This is a genomic window from Paraburkholderia silviterrae (genome assembly GCF_004353915.1).
Lineage (GTDB): Bacteria > Pseudomonadota > Gammaproteobacteria > Burkholderiales > Burkholderiaceae > Paraburkholderia > Paraburkholderia silviterrae.
The window spans coordinates 133848-156464 of the sequence record NZ_SMRP01000003.1 but is presented as its reverse complement, the minus strand read 5'-3'; the positions used below and the strand labels follow the sequence as shown (position 1 = coordinate 156464).

Annotated in this window: 20 protein-coding genes; 7 read left to right on the top strand and 13 right to left on the bottom strand. The window is 63.8% G+C overall.

Annotated elements, in window-relative coordinates; genetic code table 11:
* Positions 1 to 10 precede the first annotated feature (10 nt).
* The 6 genes from EYW47_RS08140 to EYW47_RS08115 form a co-directional block, all read right to left on the bottom strand.
* Positions 11 to 1228 carry a 5-(carboxyamino)imidazole ribonucleotide synthase gene (locus EYW47_RS08140; RefSeq protein WP_133194365.1) on the bottom strand — a complete coding sequence of 406 codons (1218 nt, stop codon included), beginning with the start codon at positions 1226 to 1228 and terminating at the stop codon, positions 11 to 13.
* A 152-nt stretch (positions 1229 to 1380) separates the two neighbouring features.
* Entirely contained in the window at positions 1381 to 1899 is a 519-nt protein-coding gene (gene purE, locus EYW47_RS08135; RefSeq protein ID WP_133194364.1) for a 5-(carboxyamino)imidazole ribonucleotide mutase, read from the bottom strand.
* A gap of 45 nt (positions 1900 to 1944) precedes the next feature.
* Complete coding sequence (locus EYW47_RS08130; RefSeq protein ID WP_133194363.1) at positions 1945 to 2835, bottom strand: phosphoribosylaminoimidazolesuccinocarboxamide synthase; 891 nt, start codon at positions 2833 to 2835, stop codon at positions 1945 to 1947.
* A 243-nt stretch (positions 2836 to 3078) separates the two neighbouring features.
* The gene (gene fba / locus EYW47_RS08125; RefSeq protein WP_133194362.1) at positions 3079 to 4143 is read right to left on the bottom strand and encodes a class II fructose-bisphosphate aldolase; all 1065 of its coding nucleotides are present in this window, start codon (positions 4141 to 4143) and stop codon (positions 3079 to 3081) included.
* A 417-nt stretch (positions 4144 to 4560) separates the two neighbouring features.
* Entirely contained in the window at positions 4561 to 5997 is a 1437-nt protein-coding gene (gene pyk, locus EYW47_RS08120; RefSeq protein ID WP_133194361.1) for a pyruvate kinase, read from the bottom strand.
* 369 nt (positions 5998 to 6366) lie between these two features.
* A complete protein-coding gene (locus tag EYW47_RS08115) occupies positions 6367 to 7566 on the bottom strand; it encodes a phosphoglycerate kinase (RefSeq protein ID WP_133194360.1) in 1200 nt (399 codons plus the stop codon).
* Between the two features lie 536 nt (positions 7567 to 8102).
* Here EYW47_RS08115 and EYW47_RS08110 point away from each other — a divergent pair.
* From EYW47_RS08110 to EYW47_RS08090, 5 genes are all read left to right on the top strand, one after another.
* Entirely contained in the window at positions 8103 to 8297 is a 195-nt protein-coding gene (locus EYW47_RS08110) for a zinc-finger domain-containing protein (protein WP_028217833.1), read from the top strand.
* A gap of 231 nt (positions 8298 to 8528) precedes the next feature.
* On the top strand, positions 8529 to 9554 hold the full coding sequence (waaF, locus tag EYW47_RS08105) for a lipopolysaccharide heptosyltransferase II (protein WP_133194359.1): 1026 nt from the start codon (positions 8529 to 8531) through the stop codon (positions 9552 to 9554).
* A gap of 325 nt (positions 9555 to 9879) precedes the next feature.
* The gene (locus EYW47_RS08100; protein WP_028217835.1) at positions 9880 to 10326 is read left to right on the top strand and encodes a nuclear transport factor 2 family protein; all 447 of its coding nucleotides are present in this window, start codon (positions 9880 to 9882) and stop codon (positions 10324 to 10326) included.
* Positions 10327 to 10502: 176 nt separating this feature from the next.
* Positions 10503 to 11621, top strand: a complete 1119-nt coding sequence (locus EYW47_RS08095; RefSeq protein ID WP_240763603.1) for a YheT family hydrolase — start codon at positions 10503 to 10505, stop codon at positions 11619 to 11621.
* Complete coding sequence (locus EYW47_RS08090; RefSeq protein ID WP_133194358.1) at positions 11614 to 12264, top strand: DUF2946 family protein; 651 nt, start codon at positions 11614 to 11616, stop codon at positions 12262 to 12264. Before EYW47_RS08095 ends, EYW47_RS08090 begins: the two co-directional genes overlap by 8 nt.
* A gap of 159 nt (positions 12265 to 12423) precedes the next feature.
* Here EYW47_RS08090 and EYW47_RS08085 read toward each other — a convergent pair whose 3' ends face one another.
* Positions 12424 to 14226: a M48 family metalloprotease gene (locus EYW47_RS08085; RefSeq protein WP_133194357.1), complete on the bottom strand. Its 1803-nt coding sequence runs from the start codon at positions 14224 to 14226 to the stop codon at positions 12424 to 12426.
* Positions 14227 to 14386: 160 nt separating this feature from the next.
* Positions 14387 to 16651, bottom strand: coding sequence for a tetratricopeptide repeat protein (locus EYW47_RS08080; RefSeq protein WP_240763602.1), 2265 nt, complete (start codon positions 16649 to 16651; stop codon positions 14387 to 14389).
* A 317-nt stretch (positions 16652 to 16968) separates the two neighbouring features.
* Here EYW47_RS08080 and moaC point away from each other — a divergent pair, with 317 nt between their 5' ends.
* Together moaC and EYW47_RS08065 are read left to right on the top strand one after the other, a co-directional pair.
* Positions 16969 to 17448: a cyclic pyranopterin monophosphate synthase MoaC gene (moaC, locus tag EYW47_RS08070; protein ID WP_133194356.1), complete on the top strand. Its 480-nt coding sequence runs from the start codon at positions 16969 to 16971 to the stop codon at positions 17446 to 17448.
* A 139-nt stretch (positions 17449 to 17587) separates the two neighbouring features.
* A complete protein-coding gene (locus tag EYW47_RS08065; protein WP_133194355.1) occupies positions 17588 to 18571 on the top strand; it encodes a tyrosine-type recombinase/integrase in 984 nt (327 codons plus the stop codon).
* Between the two features lie 42 nt (positions 18572 to 18613).
* Here the strand turns inward: EYW47_RS08065 and EYW47_RS08060 are convergent, their stop codons facing one another.
* The 5 genes from EYW47_RS08060 to EYW47_RS08040 all read right to left on the bottom strand — a co-directional run bounded on the left by EYW47_RS08060 (position 18614) and on the right by EYW47_RS08040 (position 22613).
* Positions 18614 to 19405 carry a nucleoside 2-deoxyribosyltransferase gene (locus EYW47_RS08060; RefSeq protein WP_133194354.1) on the bottom strand — a complete coding sequence of 264 codons (792 nt, stop codon included), beginning with the start codon at positions 19403 to 19405 and terminating at the stop codon, positions 18614 to 18616.
* 73 nt (positions 19406 to 19478) lie between these two features.
* Positions 19479 to 20519 (bottom strand): PIN domain-containing protein, encoded by a 1041-nt coding sequence (locus EYW47_RS08055; RefSeq protein ID WP_133194353.1) that lies wholly within the window; start codon positions 20517 to 20519, stop codon positions 19479 to 19481.
* A 61-nt stretch (positions 20520 to 20580) separates the two neighbouring features.
* Positions 20581 to 21357: a GIY-YIG nuclease family protein gene (locus EYW47_RS08050; RefSeq protein ID WP_133194352.1), complete on the bottom strand. Its 777-nt coding sequence runs from the start codon at positions 21355 to 21357 to the stop codon at positions 20581 to 20583.
* Positions 21354 to 21863, bottom strand: coding sequence for a hypothetical protein (locus tag EYW47_RS08045; protein ID WP_133194351.1), 510 nt, complete (start codon positions 21861 to 21863; stop codon positions 21354 to 21356). The genes EYW47_RS08050 and EYW47_RS08045 overlap by 4 nt, the downstream gene beginning before the upstream one ends.
* A gap of 18 nt (positions 21864 to 21881) precedes the next feature.
* The gene (locus tag EYW47_RS08040) at positions 21882 to 22613 is read right to left on the bottom strand and encodes a DUF2971 domain-containing protein (protein ID WP_133194350.1); all 732 of its coding nucleotides are present in this window, start codon (positions 22611 to 22613) and stop codon (positions 21882 to 21884) included.
* Between the last annotated feature and the right edge of the window lie 4 nt (positions 22614 to 22617).

The window sequence follows — 22617 nt, the reverse complement described above, 5'->3', positions numbered from 1 at the left end:
GCGACCCAACTCAGCTCGTAGCGATGTGCAACAGGCGCGCGCAATCGCGTGCGGCCGCGCGCGCTTCGTCGAGCGTCGGCGCGGTGAAGTTCACGTGGCCCATCTTGCGGCCCGGGCGCGCCTCTTCCTTGCCGTACAGGTGCAGGCGCGCGGAGGGCATCGCCGCGACCTGGTCCCACGGCGGCATGACGGGCGCGGCACCTTTGGGCGCCTTCGCGCCACCGGCCCCGGCGGGGAACCACACGTCGCCGAGAATGTTGAGCATCACGGCTGGCGAGTGCTGGCGCGTGTCGCCGAGCGGCATGCCGGTCATCGCGCGCACCTGCTGCTCGAACTGGCTCGTCGCGCACGCATCGGTCGTGTAGTGGCCCGAGTTGTGCGGGCGCGGCGCCATTTCGTTGGCCACGAGCGAGCCGTCTTCGAGAATGAAGAACTCCACGCACAGCACACCCACATAGCCGAGCTTGGCCGCAATTTGCAGCGCAGCCTGCTGCGCCTGCTGCACGAGCGCCGCGCTTGCATCGGGCGCGGGCACGATGGTGTGCGAGAGCACGCCGTTGCGGTGCGTGTTCTGTGCGAGCGGATAGACCACGCTCGCGCCGCTCACGCCGCGCGCGATGAGCGCGCTCACCTCGAACTTCAGCGGCAGGCGCTTTTCCAGCACGCACGGCACGCCGCCAAGCGACGCATGCGCCTCGCGCACTTCTTCGGCGTTGCCCACGCGGATCTGGCCTTTGCCGTCGTAGCCCATGCGCGCGGTCTTGAGGATGCCCGGCAGCACGGCGGCAAGCGCTTCGTCGCCGATGGCGGCGAGCGCCTGCGACGACTCGATCACCACGTGCGGCGCGACCGGCACGCCCGCAGCGGCGATGAAGCGCTTCTCGGCGATGCGGTCCTGCGCGACGGCCACGCAGCGGCCAGCGGGGCTCACGAAGGTCGACTTCGCGAGCGCGTCGAGGCTCGCCGCGGGCACGTTCTCGAATTCGGTCGAGATGGCCGCGCACAGGCGCGCAAGCTCGATCAGCGCGGCTTCGTCGTCGTAGGGTGCGCAGATATGGCGGTCGGCGACGGTGCCAGCCGGGCTCGTCGCGTCGGGATCGAGCACGGCGACGCGATAGCCCATCGCCTGGGCGGCAAAGCAGAACATGCGGCCGAGCTGGCCGCCACCCACCATGCCCAGCCAGGCGCCGGGCAGAATCGGTGAAACCGGAGAGTTGTCAGGAGTCATCTTCGTGGTCGGTCGGGGCTGGCCGCGGCGCGCAGGGGACGTCGCGCGGGCCAGACCGAGGTTTAACGTCGCAATGGAAACGGGCGGGAACGCGCTGCCCCGCCAGTTTCCGCCTCGACGATGTCACTTCATGCGCTTATCGCGCGCCGCAATCACAGCGCCGGCAGCACCATCGCATGCGCCGCTTCGTTCTGGCGCACGCGGAAGGCCGCGAGCTTGTTCGCGTATTCGGAATCGGTCACGCTGAGCATCGATACGGCGAAGAGCGCCGCATTGGCCGCGCCCGCCTCGCCAATGGCGAAGGTCGCGACCGGCACGCCCTTGGGCATCTGCACGATCGAGTGAAGCGAGTCCACGCCTTTCAGATACTTGCTGACCGCGGGCACGCCGAGCACCGGCACCGTGGTCTTGGCCGCCAGCATGCCCGGCAGGTGCGCCGCGCCGCCCGCGCCGGCGATGATCGCGCGCAAGCCGCGCTCGCGCGCTTTTTCCGCGTACTCGAACATTTCGTCGGGCATGCGGTGCGCCGAGACCACCTTCGCCTCGTACGCGACGCCGAACTCCTGCAGGATCGCGACCGCGTGCTTCATCGTGTCCCAGTCGGAGCTGGAGCCCATCAACACGCCGACGAGCGGCGCCGCATGCTGGTGAGCCGTCTGAACTTCACTCATTGTGCTTCCTTCTTCCCTCTTTGCGCCGACTTACGCCAGCCTGTTTTATGCCAGCTTCTGACCTGTCAGGCGCTCGAGCGCCTCCTGATACTTCGCCGAAGTCTTCGTGATCACGTCGTCGGGGAGCTTCGGCGCCGGCGGCTCCTTCTTCCACGGCTGGGTTTCGAGCCAGTCGCGCACGAACTGCTTGTCGAACGACGGCGGGTTCGAGCCCACCTGGTACTGATCCGCGGGCCAGAAACGCGACGAATCGGCTGTGAGCGCCTCGTCCATCAAATAGAGCTGGCCGTTGTTGTCCAGACCGAACTCGAACTTGGTGTCGGCGATGATGATGCCGCGCGTGGCCGCGTAATCGGCGGCTTCCTTGTACAGCTTGATCGAAATCTCTTTGATGGTGCGCGAGAGCTCGGTGCCGATGCGGCGCTCCATCTCTTCGTACGTGATGTTCTCGTCGTGATGGCCCATTTCGGCCTTGGCTGCCGGCGTGAAGATCGGCTCGGGCAGCTTTTGCGCGTTTTGCAGGCCCGGCGGCAGCTCGACGCCGCACACCGCGCCCGTCGCCTGATAGTCCTTCCAGCCGCTGCCGGCCAGATAGCCACGCACCACGGCCTCGACGAGGATCGGCTCGAGGCGCTTGACCACCACGGCGCGGCCCTTGACCTGCTCGACTTCGTCGGCGGCCACGACGGTTTCAGGCGCTACGCCCGTGAGGTGGTTCGGCACGACGTGCTTGAGCTTCTCGAACCAGAAGTCGGCCATCTGGTTGAGCACCTCGCCCTTGCGCGGAATCGGCTCGCCCATGATGACGTCGAACGCCGAGAGGCGGTCGGTCGTGACGATCAGCAGCTTGTCGTCGCCCACGGCATAGTTGTCGCGGACCTTGCCGCGGCCGAGAAGCGGCAGCGAGCGGAGCGTGGATTCGTAGAGGGTAGACATCGTCGTGATTCGCTAAAAGGACAATCGAAAACGGGCAAATCCGGAAACATCGCGGCTGCGCAAAACGCGGCGTCAATCCGCGGCGGGGAGCCGGATTCTGAAGGTACTGCGAGGGTAAACCAAAAACTGGCCAAAAACCCAGAAAAGCCCATCGCCGTTCCCCCAAAACAGGCGGAAACGGCGATGTTTTTACTGCTTCGACGCGGCCGGACCCAGCCGGCGCGCCTGGCACAAAGGCCCGCTTTAGCGGACGATCTGTGCGAGTTCGCCCGACTTGTACTTCTCAGCGATCTTGTCGAGCGAGACCGGCTTGATCTTGCCTGCCTGGCCTTCGCAGCCGAACGCGAGGAAGCGGTCCACGCAGACCTTCTTCGCGGCTTCGCGAGCCGGCTTCAGGTAGTCGCGCGGGTCGAACTTCGACGGGTTCTCGTACATGTAGCGACGGATCGCGCCCGTGATCGCCAGACGCAGGTCCGTGTCGATGTTGATCTTGCGCACGCCGTGGCGGATGCCTTCCTGGATCTCCTCGACCGGCACGCCGTACGTTTCCTTCATGTCGCCGCCGAATTCGCGGATTTCCGCGAGCAGCTCTTGCGGCACCGACGACGAGCCGTGCATCACGAGGTGCGTGTTCGGAATGCGCGCGTGGATTTCCTTGATGCGCTGGATCGACAGGATGTCGCCCGTGGGCTTCTTGGAGAACTTGTAGGCGCCGTGCGAGGTGCCGATCGCGATCGCCAGCGCGTCGCACTGCGTGAGCTTCACGAAGTCGGCGGCCTGCTCCGGATCGGTCAGGAGCTGCTCGCGCGTCATGGTGCCTTCGGCGCCGTGACCGTCTTCCTTGTCGCCCTTCATCGTTTCCAGCGAGCCGAGCACGCCCAGTTCCGCTTCGACCGTCACGCCGATCGAGTGCGCCATTTCCACAACCTTGCGCGAAACGTCGACGTTGTACTCGTACGAAGCGACCGTCTTGCCGTCGGCTTCGAGCGAGCCGTCCATCATCACGCTGGTGAAACCGCTGCGGATCGCGGCCATGCAGACTGCCGGCGACTGGCCGTGGTCCTGGTGCATCACGACCGGAATATGCGGATACGACTCGACCGCCGCTTCGATCAGGTGACGCAGGAACGGCTCGCCCGCGTATTTGCGCGCGCCGGCCGAGGCTTGCATGATCACCGGCGAGCCGACCTGGTTGGCCGCTTCCATGATCGCCTGAACCTGTTCGAGGTTGTTCACGTTGAACGCCGGCAGACCGTAGCCGTGTTCAGCCGCGTGGTCGAGCAGTTGACGCATTGAAACGAGAGGCATTGTTGCTACTCCTATGATTTGAAACGAATTGCTGCGTGCCGCCGGCCGTCTTGCGCGACCGGTCGAGGGTGGCCTGGCGGCCACCGCCCGCGTACCAAGCGCAGGCTCAATTTCGTGATTTTATCGCGAAGCCGCTGCGTTCCCGCCGCCAAAAAAATGAACTGGCATGAAATTAGCGTATCAGGACGTCAATTCGGCGAGAAGATGCAAAAAGGGTTGACAGCCCGCGCGCTGCCTCTAGCCTGCGCGGGCCGCAATTGCATCGAAAAGAGGCCTAACTGGCACCTATCCGGCACCGATCGGATACCAATATGATACCAATCGATGCCGGCGGTCATTCACGCCTTTAGGCACCACCAGGCGCCAACCCCACGATTCCGCGAGTCTCAAAAATAAAGCGAAAAAAACTCCGCGAACTTAGAAGACGTCGCCAACCCGTACGATCTTCAGCGTGTTGGTGCCGCCCGGCTGGCCCATCGGCTCGCCCACGGTCAACACGACCATGTCGCCGCGCGCGGCGTAGCCCTTGCTCACCACGGCTTCGATCGCCTGCTGAAGCGCCGTGTCGCGGTCGTTGCTGGTGTCCAGATGCAGCGGCGTGACATTGCGATACAGCGACATGGCGCGCTCGCTGCCCACGCGCGGCGTGAGCGCGAAGATCGGCACGTGGGTCCAGTGACGCGACATCCACAGCGCGGTCGAGCCCGACTCCGTGAGCGCCACGATCGCCTTCGCGCCCAGGTGGTAGGCCGTGAAGAGCGCGCCCATCGCGATCGACTGGTCGATGCGCGTGAAGGTGCGGTCGAGGAAATCCTTGTCGAGCTCGGACTGCTCCGACTTCTCCGCTTCCACGCAGATCGCGGCCATGGCCTCGATGGTCTGCACCGGATACTTGCCCGCCGCCGATTCGGCCGAGAGCATCACGGCGTCGGTGCCGTCGAGCACCGCGTTGGCGACGTCGGAGACTTCGGCGCGCGTGGGCACCGGCGCGTGGATCATCGACTCCATCATTTGCGTGGCCGTGATCACGAGCTTGTTCGACTCGCGCGCCATGCGGATCATGCGCTTTTGCAGCGCCGGCACCGCCGCGTTGCCCACTTCCACGGCCAGGTCGCCACGCGCGACCATGATGCCGTCCGACGAATCGAGAATCTCCTGCAGCGCCGGAATGGCCTCGGCGCGCTCGATCTTCGCGATCATCTTCGGCTTGACGCCGTAGGGCGCGCCCGCGATGTTCGCGAGCTGGCGCGCCATTTCCATGTCGGTGGCGTTCTTGGGGAACGACACGGCGACGAAATCCACGCTCAGCGACATCGCCGTGCGGATGTCTTCCATGTCCTTGGCCGTGAGCGCAGGCGCCGTGAGGCCGCCGCCCTGGCGGTTGATGCCCTTGTTGTTCGAGAGCTCGCCGCCCACACGCACCGTCGTGTGAATCTCACTGCCGATCACGCGCACGACGTCGAGCACGAGCAGGCCGTCGTTGAGCAGCAGCACGTCGGCGGGCTTCAGGTCGCGCGGCAGGTCCTTGTAGTCGAGGCCGACACGCTCGTCGTTGCCGAGCTCGCACTCAGCGTCGAGGATGAAGGGCTTGCCCGGCTCGAGCATCGTCTTGCCGTTCTCGAACTTGCCTACGCGGATCTTCGGGCCTTGCAGGTCGGCCATGATGGCAACTTCGCGGCCAGCCTGGCGGGCACAGTCCCGCACCATTTCGGCGCGCTGACGGTGGTCATCGGCGGTGCCGTGCGAGAAGTTGAGGCGCACCACGTCCAATCCCGCACGGATCATTTTCAGCAGGATGTCCGGCGTGCTGGAAGCCGGACCGATGGTGGCAACAATCTTGGTGGCGCGATGCATGAGTCTCCTCGTCTGGAAAGGATCGCTGGAAAAACCATTGCTGCGAGATGTGCTGGCCGGCTCAGGCGCCGATACGGCGTGGCCGGAACGCGCACCGGTCATACCCGGCGTCGCTTTCTTCGAGGGCGCGGCGTCAGTCGGCGAGACTGGCGCGGCGTTTCCGATGCTTGTGTCCGGAGCCGCGGCGGGCGTCGCGTTCGCCCGTGCGGCATCTGCGAGGGGCGCTGCGCGCCCCTGCTCGTTTGCGTCTTTTACGTCACTTACGTCTTTTGCGGCCCCGGCCGCGCTGGCGCGAGCAGGCCTGACGGTAGCGGCCTTTGCCACCTTGGCTACCTTTGCCGCTTTACCGGCCGGGGCGCGCGGCGCCACTTAACCAGCCGCCCGGGCTTCGAGCACTTCGACTGCCGGCAGCTTCTTGCCCTCGAGGAATTCGAGGAACGCGCCGCCGCCAGTCGAGATGTAGCTGACCTTGTCGGCAATGTTGTACTTCGCGATAGCTGCGAGCGTGTCGCCGCCGCCGGCGATCGAGAACGCGCCCGAATTGGCGATCGCGCTCGCGAGCGTCTTCGTGCCGTTGCCGAACTGGTCGAACTCGAACACACCGACCGGGCCGTTCCACACGATCGTGCCCGCTTGCGCGAGCTGCGCCGCCAAGGCGTTGGCCGTGACCGGGCCGATGTCGAGAATCATGTCGTCGTCGGCCACATCGGCCACATTCTTCGTCTCGGCCTTGGCCGTCGGCGAGAATTCCTTGGCGGTCACGACGTCGGTCGGGATCGGCACCGAGGCGCCGCGCGCGCGTGCCGCTTCGATGATGGCCTTCGCCTCTTCGACGAGATCGGCTTCGGCGAGCGACTTGCCGATCTTCAGGCCCGCGGCCAGCATGAACGTGTTGGCGATGCCGCCGCCGACGATCAGCTGGTCGACCTTCTCGGCCAGCGACTTGAGGATGGTGAGCTTGGTCGAGACCTTCGAGCCCGCGACGATCGCCACGAGCGGGCGCTTGGGCGCGCCGAGCGCCTTGCCGAGCGCGTCGAGCTCGGCCGCCAGCAGCGGGCCCGCGCAGGCGATGCCCGCGTACTTCGCGAGGCCGTAGGTGGTGGCTTCGGCGCGGTGCGCCGTGCCGAAAGCATCGTTGACGTAGATGTCGCAGAGCTTCGCCATTTTCTGCGCAAGCTCGTCCGAATTCTTCTTCTCGCCCTTGTTGACGCGGCAGTTTTCGAGCAGGACCACGTTGCCCGGCTCGACGTTCACGCCGTTTTCGACCCAGTTGGCGACGAGCGGCACGTCGCGGCCCAGCAGCTCGGAAAGGCGCCTTGCGACGGGTACGAGCGAGTCTTCCGGCTTGAATTCGCCTTCGGTCGGGCGGCCCAGGTGCGAGGTGACCATGACGGCCGCGCCGGCGTCGAGCGCCGCCTTGATGGCCGGCACGGAGGCGCGCACGCGAGTGTCTTCGGTGATGTTGCCCTGGTCGTCCTGCGGCACGTTCAGGTCGGCGCGGATGAACACCCGCTTGCCCTTGAGCTTGCCTTCGGAGATCAGATCGGAGAGACGCAGAACCTTGTTCATGGACATGTCATCTTGATGGTGGGAAGGCGGTGGCAACGCGATGCGCGCAACGAGGGCGCGGGCGGCGAAGGCGCGGTGGGCGCGGCGCGGGATCCGCGCGGCTGCCCTTTCCTCACCCTGCTGGCGCCGCTGCGGGTCGCTGCTCGGCGCCGGGCGCGAGGCCAGCATCGAATTGCGAGATCGGTATTTTAGCCGATAGCCAGGATGATCTGAGGCGTGCTCAGCGAATCTCGCGTATTTGCGCGAACGCCGCGCCGACCTTACGCGACCTTACAGTTGCGGCACCCGCATCCGGCCCCGATGGCGGAGCAATCTGCCCCAACGCCAGGAGCGCGTCCCGAAACCCCGCCGCACGCGCCCGCGAGCGCCCGTAGGGTCCTGAAATGACGTTAAAATGATTCTCTTTGCCTTGCGCGCGCGTCAGTGACGCGTGCAGCCTGGCATGGCGCGACAGACAACGAGAAATGCGCGCACTGGCGCGCGCTGGTCTGACGGCCCGCCGCCTGCGCCCCATTGATACACAGAGAATCATCCTCATGAGCGAACTCAAGGAAATGCCGCTGGTCGAGTTGAAGGCCAAGGACCTGCCCGCGTATTGCCCGAATCCGTCGATGCCGCGCTGGAGCAATCATCCGCGTGTCTTTATCGACGTGACGCACGGCGAAGCGAAGTGCCCGTACTGCAGCACCCGCTACAAGCTGCGTGACGGCGAGGTCGTGCACGGCCACTAAGCCGGCCATTAAGCCGGCCACTTCGGCTACTCGAGGCGCGCCTGCGGGCCAGCACCGGCTTCGGCCGGGGCGCGTGCACGCCGGCGATGTTCTGGATGCCTCGCGTTGTGTCGCAGCGCACGCCCTGGCCGCGTTCCTGTCTCCCCTAACCGCGTTTCGCCCGCACGCACTGGCCCGAAGTAGCCAGAGCGCGCACGAAATCCTTGCCCTTTTTCCGGACCCTGACTCCCGATGCGCCGCGCGCTGGTAATTGCACCGAACTGGATCGGTGACGCACTGATGGCGCAGCCGCTCCTTTCGCGGCTCGTAAAACTGCATCCGCGTATCGATATCGATGCGCTTGCGCCCACCTGGGTCGCGCCCGTGCTCGAGCGCATGCCCGAGATACGCGACGTCTACGCCACCGACCTCGCCCACGGCAAGCTGCAGCTGCTGCGCCGCTGGCAACTGGCCGGCGACCTGCGCGCCGAGCGCTACGACGCGGTCTATGTGCTGCCGAATTCGCTCAAGTCCGCGCTGATCCCGTGGCTCGCGAACATTCCGCTGCGCATCGGCTACACGGGCGAGAGCCGCTATGGCTTGCTGAACGTGCGCCACACGAATCCGCCCAAGGACGAGCGAGCGCCCATGGTCAGCCACTACGCCGCGCTGGCCTACGCGCCCGGCGCCACCGTGCCCGACGACCTGCCGATGCCGCGCCTCGAGGCGGATCCGAACGAGGCCTCGCGCGTCTCGGCGCGCTTCAATCTCGACACGCGCGTGCCGTTGCTGGTGTTCTGCCCGGGTGCCGAATACGGTCCCGCCAAGCGCTGGCCGCCCGAGCACTTCGCGGCGCTCGCGCGCATGGTCGGACAGTCGTTCCCGTATACGCAGATCGTCGCGCTCGGCTCGCCCAAGGACGCGCCGCTCGCCCAGGCCATCGCCGACAAGGCCCCGAACGTGCGCAACCTGTGCGGCCAGACCGCGCTCGGCGAAGCCTGCGCGCTCATCGCGCGCGCGAGCGCCGTGGTCACCAACGATTCGGGCCTCATGCACGTGGCCGCGGCGCTGCGCCGGCCGCTGGTCGCGCTCTACGGATCGACGGATCCGCGCCACACGCCGCCCTTGTCCGAGCTTGCAAAGGTACAATGGCTCCATCTCGACTGCAGCCCATGCTTTGCGCGCGAGTGTCCGCTCGGGCATCTGAACTGCCTGCGCGAACTGAGCCCGGAACAGGTCTTCGACGATTTGCGCGGTATGCTGGTCGCCCAGCGCTAACCGCGCCGAGCCCGGCGCGGGAGGCGTGCCGCGCGTGCCCTGCCCGGTTTTTGCCTTCAGCCCGCCTGCTGGCTGGCTGACAACACCTGGCACCCGGCACGCCTCACGCGCTTCGCACTGCGGATGTGCGGCACGCCACCGACGCGGTGCCTCGAGCGCGCGCCCAATTCAGGTAACGCGCAACGAAACGGGGCGTCACAGGCCTGTCTCGCGATCGCGGCATGCTCGCGGCTGCCAGCCGTAGCGCATGTCTCGCGCATCGCAACTGAAGCCATCGCCGAAGCAAACGCCAACCCGCGCAAGTAGCGCATCAGATCAACGAGCCATGCCACGTTTTGCCCACATCTTCGAAGCCGCCGCGGACACTCTCAACGCGTACTATCAGGCCATCGCGGAGGTCAATATCGACGCGTTGATGGGTCTGTGGATCGACGAGGAGTTCGTGAGCTGCATCAGCGCCGAAGGCGCGCATCTGCACGGCCTGTCCGACATTCGCGCCGGCCTCGCCGCGGAGTTCGAAGCGGCGCCCGTGTCGATCGAGCCGCTCGACATCCGCGTCTACGACAGCCTTGGCACGGTGGTCTATGCAATCGTGGAGGCGCATCGCCCCGTGGATCCGAACGCGATTCCGGCGATGGTCTTCACAACCTATGTGATGGTGCACGAGCGCGGCGAGTGGCGCATCGCGCACATTCACGCGAGCCGCATGCCCGACGACGCAGCCAGCCAGTTCTCCGCGAAGCTGCGCCACGGTCAGGGCGCGCTGCACTGATAGAAGCGTGGCGGCGCGCCACGAAGCAGGACAGCAGTCGTAGAAAGTGAAAGCGCAGTAACAAGCAACAAGTTGCACAGGACCAGAGTCAGAGCGCTGCATGGGGCTGGAGCAAGTGCCAAGGCACTCACGCCAGCCAACAATGAAACGCCTGCTCTGATCGACAGGGGATGGCCATGAGCACGACTGGCGACGAAGCGGCGATGAGCCCAAGAAGCGACGAAGCGGCAAGACGCACCGCTTCGTCTGTCCTGAACGGTGCGGGCAGCTACGCCCAGGCCGGCTCGACCTATCGCGCGCCCTTCTGGCTGCCAGGCGCGCACATCCAGACCATCGTTCCCGCGCTGTTCTCGCACCTGCCCCTGCCCGCCTATCGGCGCGAACGCTGGGGCACGCCCGACGGCGACTTCATCGAGCTCGACTGGGTCGACGCGCCTCGCGGCGCCACTGCGGGCGCCAATGCAAGAGCGACGGCGGGCGCCCCGCCCGATGCCCCACTCTTCGTGCTGTTCCATGGCCTCGAAGGCAGCTCCGGCTCGCACTACGCCCGCGCGCTCGCGGCGGCCGCGCATGCGCGCGGCTGGCACGCGGTGATCCCTCACTTTCGCAGCTGCAGCGGGCCGATGAACCTCCTGCCGCGCTTCTACCATCTCGCCGACGCCGCCGAAGTCGACTGGGTTCTGCGCCGCCTCGCCGCGCGTCACGCGGGCCCGCTCGTGGCGGCAGGCGTTTCGCTCGGCGGCAACGTGCTGCTGCACTGGCTCGCGCAACAGCGCGAGGACGCGCGGATCATTGCCGCCGCGGCCGCGATCTCCGCGCCGCTCGACGTGCACGCGGGCGGCAAGATGCTCGCAAGCGGCTTCGGCATGATCTACACGCGCAGCTTCCTGAAGACGCTGAAAGTGAAGGCGCTGCAAAAGCTCGAGCAGTATCCGGGCCTGTTCGACGCGCAAGCCGTGCTGGCGACCCGCAACATGTACGAATTCGACGACGTCGTGACCGCGCCGCTGCATGGCTTTCAGAGCGCGCACGACTACTACACCCGGGCGACGGTCCGCCCGAAGCTCGGCGAGATCGTCGTGCCCACGCTGCTCATCAATGCGCGCAACGACCCGTTCCTGCCCGGCGACGTGCTGCCCGCGCGCCACGAAGTGAGCGCCGCAGTCGAGCTCGATCAGCCCGAAGGCGGCGGCCACGTCGGCTTCATGACGGGACCGTTTCCGGGCCGCAGCGACTGGCTCGCGCAGCGCGTCACCCGCTATCTTTCGCCTCACCTCCCCACGACTCATGGATGACATCGTCAAGCAGGCGCTCGCGCGCTGGCCCAACGTTCCTCATTGCACCGGCTGGCTGCTGCTCGATGCGCGCGGCCACTGGCGCCTGCGCGACGAAGCCGACCAGGCTCAAGGTGCGCCCGGCACGCCGATCCGGCACGAAGCGCTGATCGGCTTCATCAACCGCAATTACGAGCGCGACGCAAACGGCCAGTGGTTCTTCCAGAACGGGCCGCAACGTGTCTATGTCGAGCTCGAATACACGCCGTGGGTCGTGCGCCTCGCGCGCGCGAACGGCGGCGCGCTGACGCTCACCGATCAAACGGGACAGCCATTCGAGCCGGCCGCCGTGTACGTGGACGAGCGCGGCAGCGTGCTGTTCGAGCGCACTTTGCCGGGTACGGCAGGCGGAAGCGCCGATGTGGCCGATGCCGCCGAAGTCGCCGAAGTCGCCGCTCCCGCGCATGCGAGTGTGGCACTGCTGCACGATCACGATCTCGACGGCTTCACGGACCACGCGACGCTCGCGGATGACGGCGAGAGCGGCGTGTTTCACTGGCGCGCCGGGAGCGCGCTGCCATTGCAACCCATCGCACGCGAAGACGTGCCGGCGCGCTTCGCGTTCGTGCTAAGTCCGGAGCAAGCGGAAAAGGCTGCGCGCTGAGCGCTGCGTTGAGGCACGGCCTGGCGCTGCGCCGAGTGGCCCGGGTCATGCGGGCGCGGCGATCGGCTGAGGCGATCGCCTGAAAGCGCCGTCACCTATCGACGCTCAGACGCGATGAGCTGAGGCGGCAAGTGCTATGCGCCAATCGGCCCGTACCGCTCATCCGCTGTCCTTGTCCTCCGCGCGCTCTTCCTTGTAGCGCGCCTCGAATTCGTGCAGGCGCGCGTCGATCGTCGACAAATCGTAGAACCCCACCGACTTCATGTCGCGCGCCTCCTTGAGCTGCCGGATCGCCGACGGCCACGCCCCGTCGAGCGCGAACTTCTCGGCAAGCGCGCGCCGCTGTGTGAGCAGATCGCCCAGACCCGCGCTCGACTGCGCGAGATACTGCCACCACGCCCCCTGACCCGGCTCGGACTCGGTCTCGCTGCGCGCGAGCGTCTGCGCCTCCTTGAAGCGGCGCGCGGCGATCAGCGCCTGCAACAGAGCGTCGGTGGCCGCGTGCGACGCGGGCCACGCCGCATGCGCGGCCTGCGCGAGCCGCACGGCTTCGTCGGTGCGGCCCGCGCGCCGCGCGATCTCGGCGGCCAGCACGTCGAGGCTCGGCGAACTAGTCGGGGAACCGCTCGGCAAACCAGCCGGCGAACTAGTCGAAGAACTACGCGGCGAACCACGCGTCTTGCCGCCATCCCCCGCCTCGAACCGGGCGAATGCCGCGCGCGCATTGGCCAGCGACGCCGCTGCATCGTCGTTGCGCTCGACCTGTAGTTGCGCAAAGGCGATGCCGTACCAGTTCGCCGCCACGTTGAGCGCGACGCGATCGTCAATCTCGGCGCGCAGGCGTGAAATCTCGTCGAGGTAGTCGCCGCGCGAGCGGTCCTGCAGCACGCGCACACGGGCGCGCACGAAACCATATTCGGGCGACTGGCGCGGCTGCCGATAAGCCGCACGGCGGGCGCGATCCTGCATGTCGGCGATGCGCGAGACGGTGAGCGGGTGGGTGCGCGCATAGGCCGGCACGCCGGCGTCGCTCATCGACGCACGGTCGAGCCGCTCGAAGAACGCCACCATGCCCCACGGATCGTAGCCGGCGCCGGCCAGCAACTTGAAGCCGACGCGGTCCGCCTCGTGCTCGGCGGCGCGCGAGAAGCGCAACTGGCTGTCCACGGCATAGGCCTGGCTGCCGATGGCGATCGCACTGCCGAGGTCGCCGCTTCTCGCCAGCACGCCCGCGAGAATGCCGAACAGCATGCCCGCGAGCGCGGCATAGCCGCTGCGCTCGTTTTGCGAGAGCATGCGCGCGATATGCCGCTGCAAAACATGGCCCATCTCGTGGCCGAGCACGGAGGCAAGCTCCGACTCGGTCTGCGTGGCCACGATCAGCCCCGTGTTCACGCCGATAAAGCCGCCCGGCAGCGAGAACGCGTTGATCTGGCCATCGCGCATGGCGAACAAGTCGAAGTCCGGCCGATACCCGCCGATGAACTGCGCCGATGCCGATGCCGCGAGTCGCGCCGCAACCGAATCGAGATAGTCGCGCACGAGCCAGTCGCCGATGTAGTCGGGGTCGCGCCGGATCTCGCGCATCACGCGCTCGCCGATGCGACGCTCGGCCTGCGGCGTGAGCGCGCCGCCTGAGCCGTCACCGAGATCGGGCAGTTGCGGGACCCAGGCCGGCGAGCGTGAGCTGGCGTTGCCGGAGGTGCCGGCAGTGCCTGACGGATTTGCGGATTGCCCCGTTCCGGACGCGCCGAAGCGGCTCTGCGCGCCGCCATAAGTGCCGAATACGCCCTGTGCGATCGAAGGGGGAATGACGGGGGCGGCCACGTCGTCGAGCGGGCCGCTCACGAGCGCGGACGCATTGGGTGCGGGCGTAGCGACGCCCGGCGCCTGCGCGTACGCTTGCGGAGGAATGGCGAGCGTTGCGCATAGCGAGGCAGCAAGCAGCCGTTTCAGATGCATCGATGACAGGATCGAGGAATGCAGGACGCCGGCCCGGCGACCTGAACACATCGTATGCCGCCTGCGCCGACAGGCTGATTGTAAGCCGGCGCGGCAACCCGCGAACGCTGCGCTATCTGGACGAATGCACCCGCTCTTTCGCCACGGTCTTGCGCATTGGCTAGCGGTTGCCCAAGTCGAACGACGGGGTCGGCCCACTCGGCTCGCGTTCGGACGCCAGCCATGCTTCGAGCGCGAGTCTCACACGCTCGACCACCTCGGCCCAATCCTCCGGCTGCGCCTGGCGAAACAGCCGGGTGCGCGGATACCAGGGCGTGTCGTCGCGATCGAGCATCCAGCGCCAGCAGCCGTTATAGCGCGAGAGGAGCCACACGGGCTTGTCGAGCGCACCCGCGAGATGGGCGACGGAGGTATCGACGGTAATCACCAGGTCAAGTTGCTCGACAATGGCCGCCGTATCGGCAAAATCACGCACGTCGTGCATCGGATCGAACGGACGCAGCGCCGCCGGCAGTGTTTCGATCTGGGGTTGCGTCGTCTCGCCTTTTTGGAGACTGACGAACGTCACGCCCGGCACGCGCAGCAATGGCAAAAAGGCGGATGCGGCTAGCGAGCGGCGTCGATCGACTCTGTTCAACAACAGGTCATGGGCGCGCGGATCGCCGGCCCACACGAGCCCGATTTTCCGCCCATGCGGCAAGCGCCCCCGCCACTGCGTCCGGCATGCTCGCGGTACGTCGAGATACGGCATCGACGCGGGGATGGTCTCGAGCGTCGTACCCATCCAATGAGGCAAGCTCAACATTGCGCAGCCATAGTCGTGGTGGGCAACCGCCTGCCCGCTCATCTCGATACAGGCATCGACCCCGTCAATCCGCTCGAACAGCCTGCGCAATCCCGGCTGGACCACGACCGTGACCTTCGCCGCGCCAAGGCGCTTGAGCATCGGCAAATAGCGGCAAAACTGGAGGCTGTCGCCGTAACCCTGTTCGGCCCACACGCTGATGGACTTGCCGGCCAACGGCTCGCCTCTCCACTGTGCGAACGGCAGCACAACGGCCGCACGTTCGAGGCGTCTTTCGTACAACGCCCAGCCTTCGGCGAATTGCCCCGTCCTGAGCAAGACGTGCGCTAGATTGAATTGGGCCTCCAGATCGCCGGGGGCGTGTTTCAGGCAATGGCGATAAAGCTGCTCCGCTTCGCTATCCCGCATGCGGGTTTGCATCGCGATGCCAAGATTAAAACTCGCTTCGGCAAAATCCGGCCGGATAGCCAGCGCCTCGCGCCAATGCGCGCTCGCCTCATCCATGCGGCCGAGCGCTTGCAACGCGGCGCCCAGGACGTTGTGCGCTTGTGCGTCGTCCGGCCGGAGCTCGAGCAGCGCGCGGCAAGCCTGCTCCGCCTCGGCCCAGCGCGCCTGCACTTTGAACAGGCACGCGAGAGCGAATTGAGCACCGGCGTGACGCGGCTCGATTGCCAGCGCGTCGCGATACGCGCGCTCGGCCTCCTCCCAGTGCCCGAGTTTTTCCAGCACGACACCGAGATTGTTATGGGCGTTGCAATGCCCGCGATCCATTGCAACGGCACGGCGAAAAAAAACCTCCGCGTCCGACCAATGGCCACAGGCAAACGAGAGGCCGCCAGCGAGATTCAACGTCTGCGCCGACGGATGCCCCGACGCGATCATCGGCTGCAATATTGCGAGGCCTTCCGCATAGTGGCCGCCCTTGTAAAACGCGACGGCGGCTTCAATGCGCGCCTCGTCTGTCGGTTCCCGGCCTAAGGCACGACGTTGCGCAAAAGCGTCGTCATGGCCTTCAGACATCGCCGCCCCATTCTTCACCGGACGGCCAAGCAGCGCCTGCACGCGGGCCAGGTTTGCATGGATGCCCGCGCGATCCGGCGCGATCGATAGCGCCCGACGGTAGCAAGCCTCGGCCTCAGTCAAGCGGCCGACCTCTTGTAGTAGAGCACCGAGGTTGTTGTGCGCATCACAGCTGCCAGGGTCGACCTCGATCGCGCGCCGCCAATGCGCTTCAGCGTCGTGCAGGCGTCTCATCGAGAAACAGCACGCGGCGGCCAGATTCAGTATTCGCGCATCCGGCCGTGGGCCAGTCAGCAATGGCTCTATCAGCGCGAGCGCCGCTTCGCAGCGACTCGCGCCGTACAGCGCCGCTGCACTCGCATAAAGGCCGATGGCTTCGTTGAGCTTGTGCGGATCGTCGGACGTCACTTGAACTACCCAAAAATAAGGCTTCTTGCGGCTTTCGGAATACAGCGGCGACCCCATCAGCGCCTCACATTGCCATGCTCGTAGATTGACCGAACACTTCCGTGGCGCGAGGGTGTGCTTGAATATTTCCCGTAATATATCGCCGCGAAACGCCGGATCCCCGCTTACAATTTCTGAACCTTGGGGCAACATCAAACTCGATAGCAAAATCCACACGCCCTGACCGGCACGTCAGAGACCGATATCTGTCGTCAGGCCGCTGGCATGCCGGAACGCCCGAGCCTCGGCGAACAGTCGGGCGTGTCGATCGAGAACCCGGCGGCATTTGCGACAGCACACGCTGCAAACTCGGCCCCAAGGACATTCGAGATTTTGTGAAACCTCGCTACACTGAGGTTGTGCTGTTCACTGGGTAACGCCAGGCGCGACGCCGCAGCCAGCATTCTGGCGAGCCGGACCATCCGATGTCATCGGGCCTGCAAAGCAGCCCCCTCACGAAAGAATTCACCATGCCCGAACTCACGCATTTCGACGCCGCAGGCGACGCGCACATGGTCGACGTCGGCGGCAAGGCCGAGACCAAACGCATCGCCGTAGCGAGCGGCACGATCCGCATGCTGCCCGCCACGTTCGCGCTGGTGCGCGACGGCAACGCGAAGAAAGGCGACGTCATCGGCGTCGCGCGCATCGCCGCCATTCAAGGCGCCAAGCGCACCTCCGATTTGATTCCGCTGTGCCATCCGCTCGCGATCACACGCGTGAAGGTCGACTTCGCGCTCGACGAGACACTGCCGGGCGTGCATTGCACGGCGCAGGTGGAAACGCTGGGCCGCACGGGCGTGGAGATGGAAGCGCTGACCGCCGTGCAAGTGGGCCTCTTGACGGTCTACGACATGTGCAAGGCAGTGGACCGCGGCATGACGATCACCGATGTGCGCGTGCTGGAGAAGCACGGCGGGAAGTCGGGGGATTGGGTGGCACAGGGTTAAGGCGTTGTTTCGTAAGCCATAATTCGACGCTTCACGAATTCTGCATCACAGTCCCGCCCTTGTCGCGTTTCGGGAACTCCACTCGCTTGCGGTGCGAAAAATCGATCTTGTCCAAATTCTGTCCAAGTGGAGACAGGAAATGGCATCAATCAGACGCCGGGGCGACAAGTGGCAGGCACGGGTTTCGCGTATCGGCTTCCCAATAGAAACGAAGACTTTTGCTTCCCGACAAGACGCAGAACGATGGGCGCGATCCATCGAAACAGAGATGGATCGGGGAAGCTTCGTCAGCCGCAGTGAAGCCGAAGCCAACGCCCTGCAAGACATCATCGAGCGTTACATCGATGAGGTTTGCCCCACGCAGCGCGGGGGAGCGGACGACATAGTGCGACTTCGGGCAACCTGTCGCACCAAACTCGCGAAACTTAGCATGGCCGCATTGACTCCCAAGGCAGTTGCGGCTTATCGGGACGAACGTCTGAAGAAAGTCAAGCCAGCTACGGTGACGCGAGAACTAGCGTATCTGTCGGCAATCATCAATCACGCGCGTCGCGAGTGGGACATCAACGTCACAAACCCGGTCACGCTGGTTCGCAAGCCACAAGCGCCGCAAGGCAGAGATCGTGTATTGTCCGCCGACGAAGAAACTCGCCTTCTTGCGGCCATGGCCCCGACCGGACGGCGAAGTATATGGCTGCTTCCTGCGGCCATTCTCAGCTTGGAAACGGCCATGCGACGCGGCGAACTGCTTGAGCTACGATGGATAAACGTCAACCTTGAAGCGCAAACTGCGCATTTGCCGATCACGAAGAATGGGGCTGCGCGAACCGTCCCACTGTCCCAAAGGGCAATCAGTACCTTGACTGACCTGCCCCGTTCGATTGATGGTCGCGTTATTCCGGTCAAGGGCAACACATTACATGCAGCCTTCAGAAAGGCGTGCAAACGTGCGGACATCAGAGACTTCCACTGGCACGACCTACGGCACACCGCGATCACCCGATTGGCGAAAAAGCTGCCGAACCTGATCGAACTGGCCGCAGTCTCTGGGCACCGGAACTTGGGGATGTTGAAGCGGTACTACCATCCATCCGCCGCAGAGTTGGCACGAAAGCTAGGCTGACCAGTTTTGGGGGCGACATGTGCGAATTGTCGCCCCCGAGAGTCAAAACGGAAGGGCGTCATCCATGGCTTCGAAACCGCCCTTCTTCGGGGCCGCCAAGTGAAACGTGAACTTATCCTCATTTGCTTCGATCCACTGCCACCCCAGATCGGTTACTTGAATACCGGAGTATGGTTCACCGCGTTCGTCCTCAATCTCTACCGTGTCAACGAACTTCTTGCCCTTCAGTCGCCGTAACCCAAGGTTGAATCCGAGGTTGTTCAGTCCCGCGCGCTCGCAATCGTTCCTAACCGACCACACGGACGTGGCTTGGTCGTCCTGAGAGACACTGCCCGCTGTCACCGCGAGAACGTTCAGTTCTTGGGATGAAAGGCCGTCAACAGCGGCGACACCGACTTGATCCGCCATCTCTTCCAGGACCTCGCCCTGCTCAAGCATGGCCTTCAGCCGTTCTGTCAGACTGCCCTTGAACGCCTCAAAGTCGCGTGAGGATTCTGTTTTGTAGGTGACGATGGCCCGATGCTGGATGTCGAACGGAAACCGCTTCCCGGCCTTTTGGCGCTCATCGGAACAGACCATCACGACGGGCCGCCCGGCAGCATAAGCGAACCCAAGTTCATACCATACGTTGGGGTTGTCTTCCGTGATGTCTGCGAGGCACACAGCAGCGCGCTTGATATTCTTCTCGATTGCCTCAACCAGCACCGTCGCGGACGAATCTTGATCGACCCGATAAGCCGTCATTCCAGCGGCCTCAATTGCGGGCTTGTACAGATCGTCGAAACGCTTGTTGTAGAGGTCGCTGAACGGTTGGATCACGAAGCATGTCGGCATGGGTACCCTCAGTTGTTTGCCGGAATTCTGGACAATTTTACCGATACTCTGCCCAAAAGAATCCCCGCCCGATCTAGGTGTACAACTCGTCCCAGTCCTCACCGAGCGCCCATCTCAGCGCCGACAGCTTGCCGTTAATCATTCCCCACTCGAAGTCCGACCAAGGACCATAGTTACCCTCGCCTAGCTTTCGCTCCGCCTTCTTCGCCGCCTTCAGCGCACCATTCCAAATTTCCTCGACGGTATGGGTCTGGCCGTTCAGCTTCTTTTTGGTCCATTCCTCTCGACTGACGATCTTATGTTTGCCTTTCTCAACCTGCCAAGCAAGGTACTTGTGCCGGTTGTACCAGACTTGCGTTGTCAGCCGGTCCATAGCATCTAACATCTCCGTAAGACTTCTCGGCTCTTGGTCCCATTCCTGCTCCCACATCGCATAGGTAACGCGCATAGGGTCGATACGCCGCAAGCACTCGGCCAAGTTGATGAAGTACATTGACTTGATCTTCGAAAACGAACCGGCCAAGTCAGGGTGTGGCAGCTTCTGATTGCCGTTGGCGATGCTGAAGTCGTGCTTGTTATGTGTGACGAAGGCGAACCGCTGTCCCGCGCCACCCATCGTCCGCACACACTCGAAGTACGTTTCGATCAGCACGGCGTCAGCCATCGAGTTCTTGTTTTCATGATGACATGGAGCATTTCGATGCAGCGCACGGTCTGCCGCCCGAAGCTTTACCGCATCACTTGCTTCGATGATCGCTGATGCGGACAGGACCGCCGCGATCCGCGTCAGTACGCTTTCTGCGGCACCACCCAAGATGGGAATACGGTGATCCAAGTCTGACAGGTAGTCCAGCACCCGGCCCTTTTTCCGCTTATCGCCATCAGCCTTGCGGATGGCGCTCTTCACTTGATCGAAGTGTGCCGAAAGGCTCTTCGCGCTTGATTTGGCGACCCGGCCACGGTTTTTATGGAATTCATCGATAACGATGCGCGGTACTAGCAGCGTCACCCGTCCATCCGAAAGAAGCCCCTCTAGCAGGTCCAGCAAAGGAGTCTGCTTTGCGTCTGCCGCAAGGTCCAGCCAAACGCTGGTGTCGATGAGCACATTAAACATGGCTGGGGAGCGTTATTGAAAGCGGCGGATCGGCGACAAGATCATTTCCTCGCGTCGTTGGTCACAACGATGCCAGTTCGATTGACGCCGGACCGACGACTCTCACTGTTACCGGTTGCATCTGTTCGAAATTCGCTTGAAACCAGTCCCTCAACGGCGCGTATCCATAAACGCGCGGCGTGCTGTTGGAGTTGGTCGTCCTGTCGAATCTCCCCTGAACGAGTGCCTTCTCAGGACCGCAGTAGATGTCGATCCCAGACCCTTGTGGTCCGAATAGATGCTGGTTCTCGACAGTGACGTTGAAGAACCCGTTCTTGTAGTACGTCGGCTGTAGAACGAACTGGAACGACGGCGCAGACGCGGACATTTCGGCGTCAATGTCGGACGCGGCATCATCGGCATCAAACTCGAACTGGTCCTCGTCATCCCCATCGTCTTTCGTGCTCTTGCTACGCATCCCGTTCCACGGCGGGGACAGCGTTTGAATGATGCTGTCTTCCAGTGCCGCAGCGAAGTTGATATTGAATTCGCCATAACGGTGCAAGCCGAGGTCTGGAAGAGCCAGAATATCGACCTCCAGACCGGCAGACAGCAAGGCACGGATCGCGTCGTTGTTCCGCCTGTTGGTACGTTGCGATTCGCTTGGTTTCAGGTACGACGCGAGACGGCCCCGCAAAGTCTTGGTTGTCTTCCCAACGTACATCACCTCGTCACCGCTGATGAAGGCGTACAGGACGTTTGCATGATCCACCTTGTCGGCAAGCTCAAGGTGAAGACTTCCATCTCGCAATCGCCAGCAGCCAACTGGCGCAAACCCTATTTCGAAAAGGCGTTTCATCGCCCCTCCATCGACAGATCGGCCACCGGCTGGATCGCCTCTCTTGCTTCCAGATCGTACTTCGCCGCTATGAGCGAAGCCCATCGCCGATGCTCGTCGTTCGATTCATGGAAATGAATCTCTGTTTGATAGCGCGGCCACTGACCGGCTTGCCGAATCAGGTAGACGACTTCAGCTTCAATCGTTTCGATGTCGAGACAGCCGCGCTGCTCTGTTGGATCACGATGACACCAGATGTCTAGATGCGCCTCTGAGAACGCGTGTCGCCAAGCGTAGCCGTAGTAACCATTTTTCCCGGTTGCCCGCCAGCCTTGCCGCAGCCGGTCTCTGATCGGAATGGTTGCCTTGCCTACATAGATTGGCTCACCGCCAACGCTGACGATGTATATCTTGGGGAGATTGGATGCCGCTAACCCCGAGAATCTGTCGGTCCCTCCAGGACATCGCACCGTGAATCGATTCGCGTCGAATGACAGCTTGTAGCGCGCAATCTCCTCAATTTCCATAGTCCCCGCTCCCGCCGCTCACTTGGGATCAAACGCCAGTTTCGATCTATGAACCGGCGCGGACACGTCGTATTTCTGCACCACATCGCCCACCAAGTTAACGAACCACTGCGCAGCCTCAGGCGACACGACTATGCTTCGAAGCAATGTCTGCAAGGGTACGAGCGCCGACATGCCATCAGGTAGATCATTGGCGTCAAAGTCCTCATGGAAGCGATCAATAATGACTCGCACTTCCTTTTCATACTCATACGCCTTCAGCTTGTATGCAAACACGTTCGAATAGGGCTTGAAGACTAGCTCCGGGTCGCGCCAGTGTTTGACGTATTCGACCTTGGCAATGTTGATTGCGTATTGCAGCTTTGCGACCTTGATCGAGTCACGCAGCCTTCCCACTGTCGTCGTGATTGCGACAGCGGCGGAAGACTTCCCGTACAAACTCCACATCGCCATGCTGTCGTCCGAACTTGCGTGCCAGCAGTTCACGAAGACGCGCTGGCGTAGCTGGTTTTTAAACTCTGCTACGGACGAGTTGATTTGATTCTTACGGAAAGCTTCTTCTATCGCATGCTTTATCGATTCCGTGAACGCGCCTTCATACTTGTCAGCAAACTGGTCACCGCGACAAAAAAACAGCGTCCCGTTATGGAGCAAATCGAGGAATTTGGCTGCATCAAGGTAACGCCACAAGACCGTATCCTCCGTGAGCCCCTTCCCGATACTCGGTACGCCTTTGAAGATCACCGCCATGTTG

Coding starts and splice junctions, on each gene's coding strand:
- EYW47_RS08060 (WP_133194354.1), bottom strand. CDS start 19,405: ATGCCGACATGCTTCGTGATCCAACCGTTCAGCGACCTCTACAACAAG.
- EYW47_RS08130 (WP_133194363.1), bottom strand. CDS start 2,835: ATGTCTACCCTCTACGAATCCACGCTCCGCTCGCTGCCGCTTCTCGGC.
- waaF (WP_133194359.1), top strand. CDS start 8,529: ATGCGCCGCGCGCTGGTAATTGCACCGAACTGGATCGGTGACGCACTG.
- EYW47_RS08080 (WP_240763602.1), bottom strand. CDS start 16,651: ATGTTGCCCCAAGGTTCAGAAATTGTAAGCGGGGATCCGGCGTTTCGC.
- EYW47_RS08085 (WP_133194357.1), bottom strand. CDS start 14,226: ATGCATCTGAAACGGCTGCTTGCTGCCTCGCTATGCGCAACGCTCGCC.
- EYW47_RS08095 (WP_240763603.1), top strand. CDS start 10,503: ATGAGCACGACTGGCGACGAAGCGGCGATGAGCCCAAGAAGCGACGAA.
- EYW47_RS08090 (WP_133194358.1), top strand. CDS start 11,614: ATGGATGACATCGTCAAGCAGGCGCTCGCGCGCTGGCCCAACGTTCCT.
- EYW47_RS08040 (WP_133194350.1), bottom strand. CDS start 22,613: ATGGCGGTGATCTTCAAAGGCGTACCGAGTATCGGGAAGGGGCTCACG.
- moaC (WP_133194356.1), top strand. CDS start 16,969: ATGCCCGAACTCACGCATTTCGACGCCGCAGGCGACGCGCACATGGTC.
- EYW47_RS08050 (WP_133194352.1), bottom strand. CDS start 21,357: ATGAAACGCCTTTTCGAAATAGGGTTTGCGCCAGTTGGCTGCTGGCGA.
- fba (WP_133194362.1), bottom strand. CDS start 4,143: ATGCCTCTCGTTTCAATGCGTCAACTGCTCGACCACGCGGCTGAACAC.
- purE (WP_133194364.1), bottom strand. CDS start 1,899: ATGAGTGAAGTTCAGACGGCTCACCAGCATGCGGCGCCGCTCGTCGGC.
- pyk (WP_133194361.1), bottom strand. CDS start 5,997: ATGCATCGCGCCACCAAGATTGTTGCCACCATCGGTCCGGCTTCCAGC.
- EYW47_RS08045 (WP_133194351.1), bottom strand. CDS start 21,863: ATGGAAATTGAGGAGATTGCGCGCTACAAGCTGTCATTCGACGCGAAT.
- EYW47_RS08115 (WP_133194360.1), bottom strand. CDS start 7,566: ATGAACAAGGTTCTGCGTCTCTCCGATCTGATCTCCGAAGGCAAGCTC.
- EYW47_RS08100 (WP_028217835.1), top strand. CDS start 9,880: ATGCCACGTTTTGCCCACATCTTCGAAGCCGCCGCGGACACTCTCAAC.
- EYW47_RS08055 (WP_133194353.1), bottom strand. CDS start 20,519: ATGTTTAATGTGCTCATCGACACCAGCGTTTGGCTGGACCTTGCGGCA.
- EYW47_RS08110 (WP_028217833.1), top strand. CDS start 8,103: ATGAGCGAACTCAAGGAAATGCCGCTGGTCGAGTTGAAGGCCAAGGAC.
- EYW47_RS08065 (WP_133194355.1), top strand. CDS start 17,588: ATGGCATCAATCAGACGCCGGGGCGACAAGTGGCAGGCACGGGTTTCG.
- EYW47_RS08140 (WP_133194365.1), bottom strand. CDS start 1,228: ATGACTCCTGACAACTCTCCGGTTTCACCGATTCTGCCCGGCGCCTGG.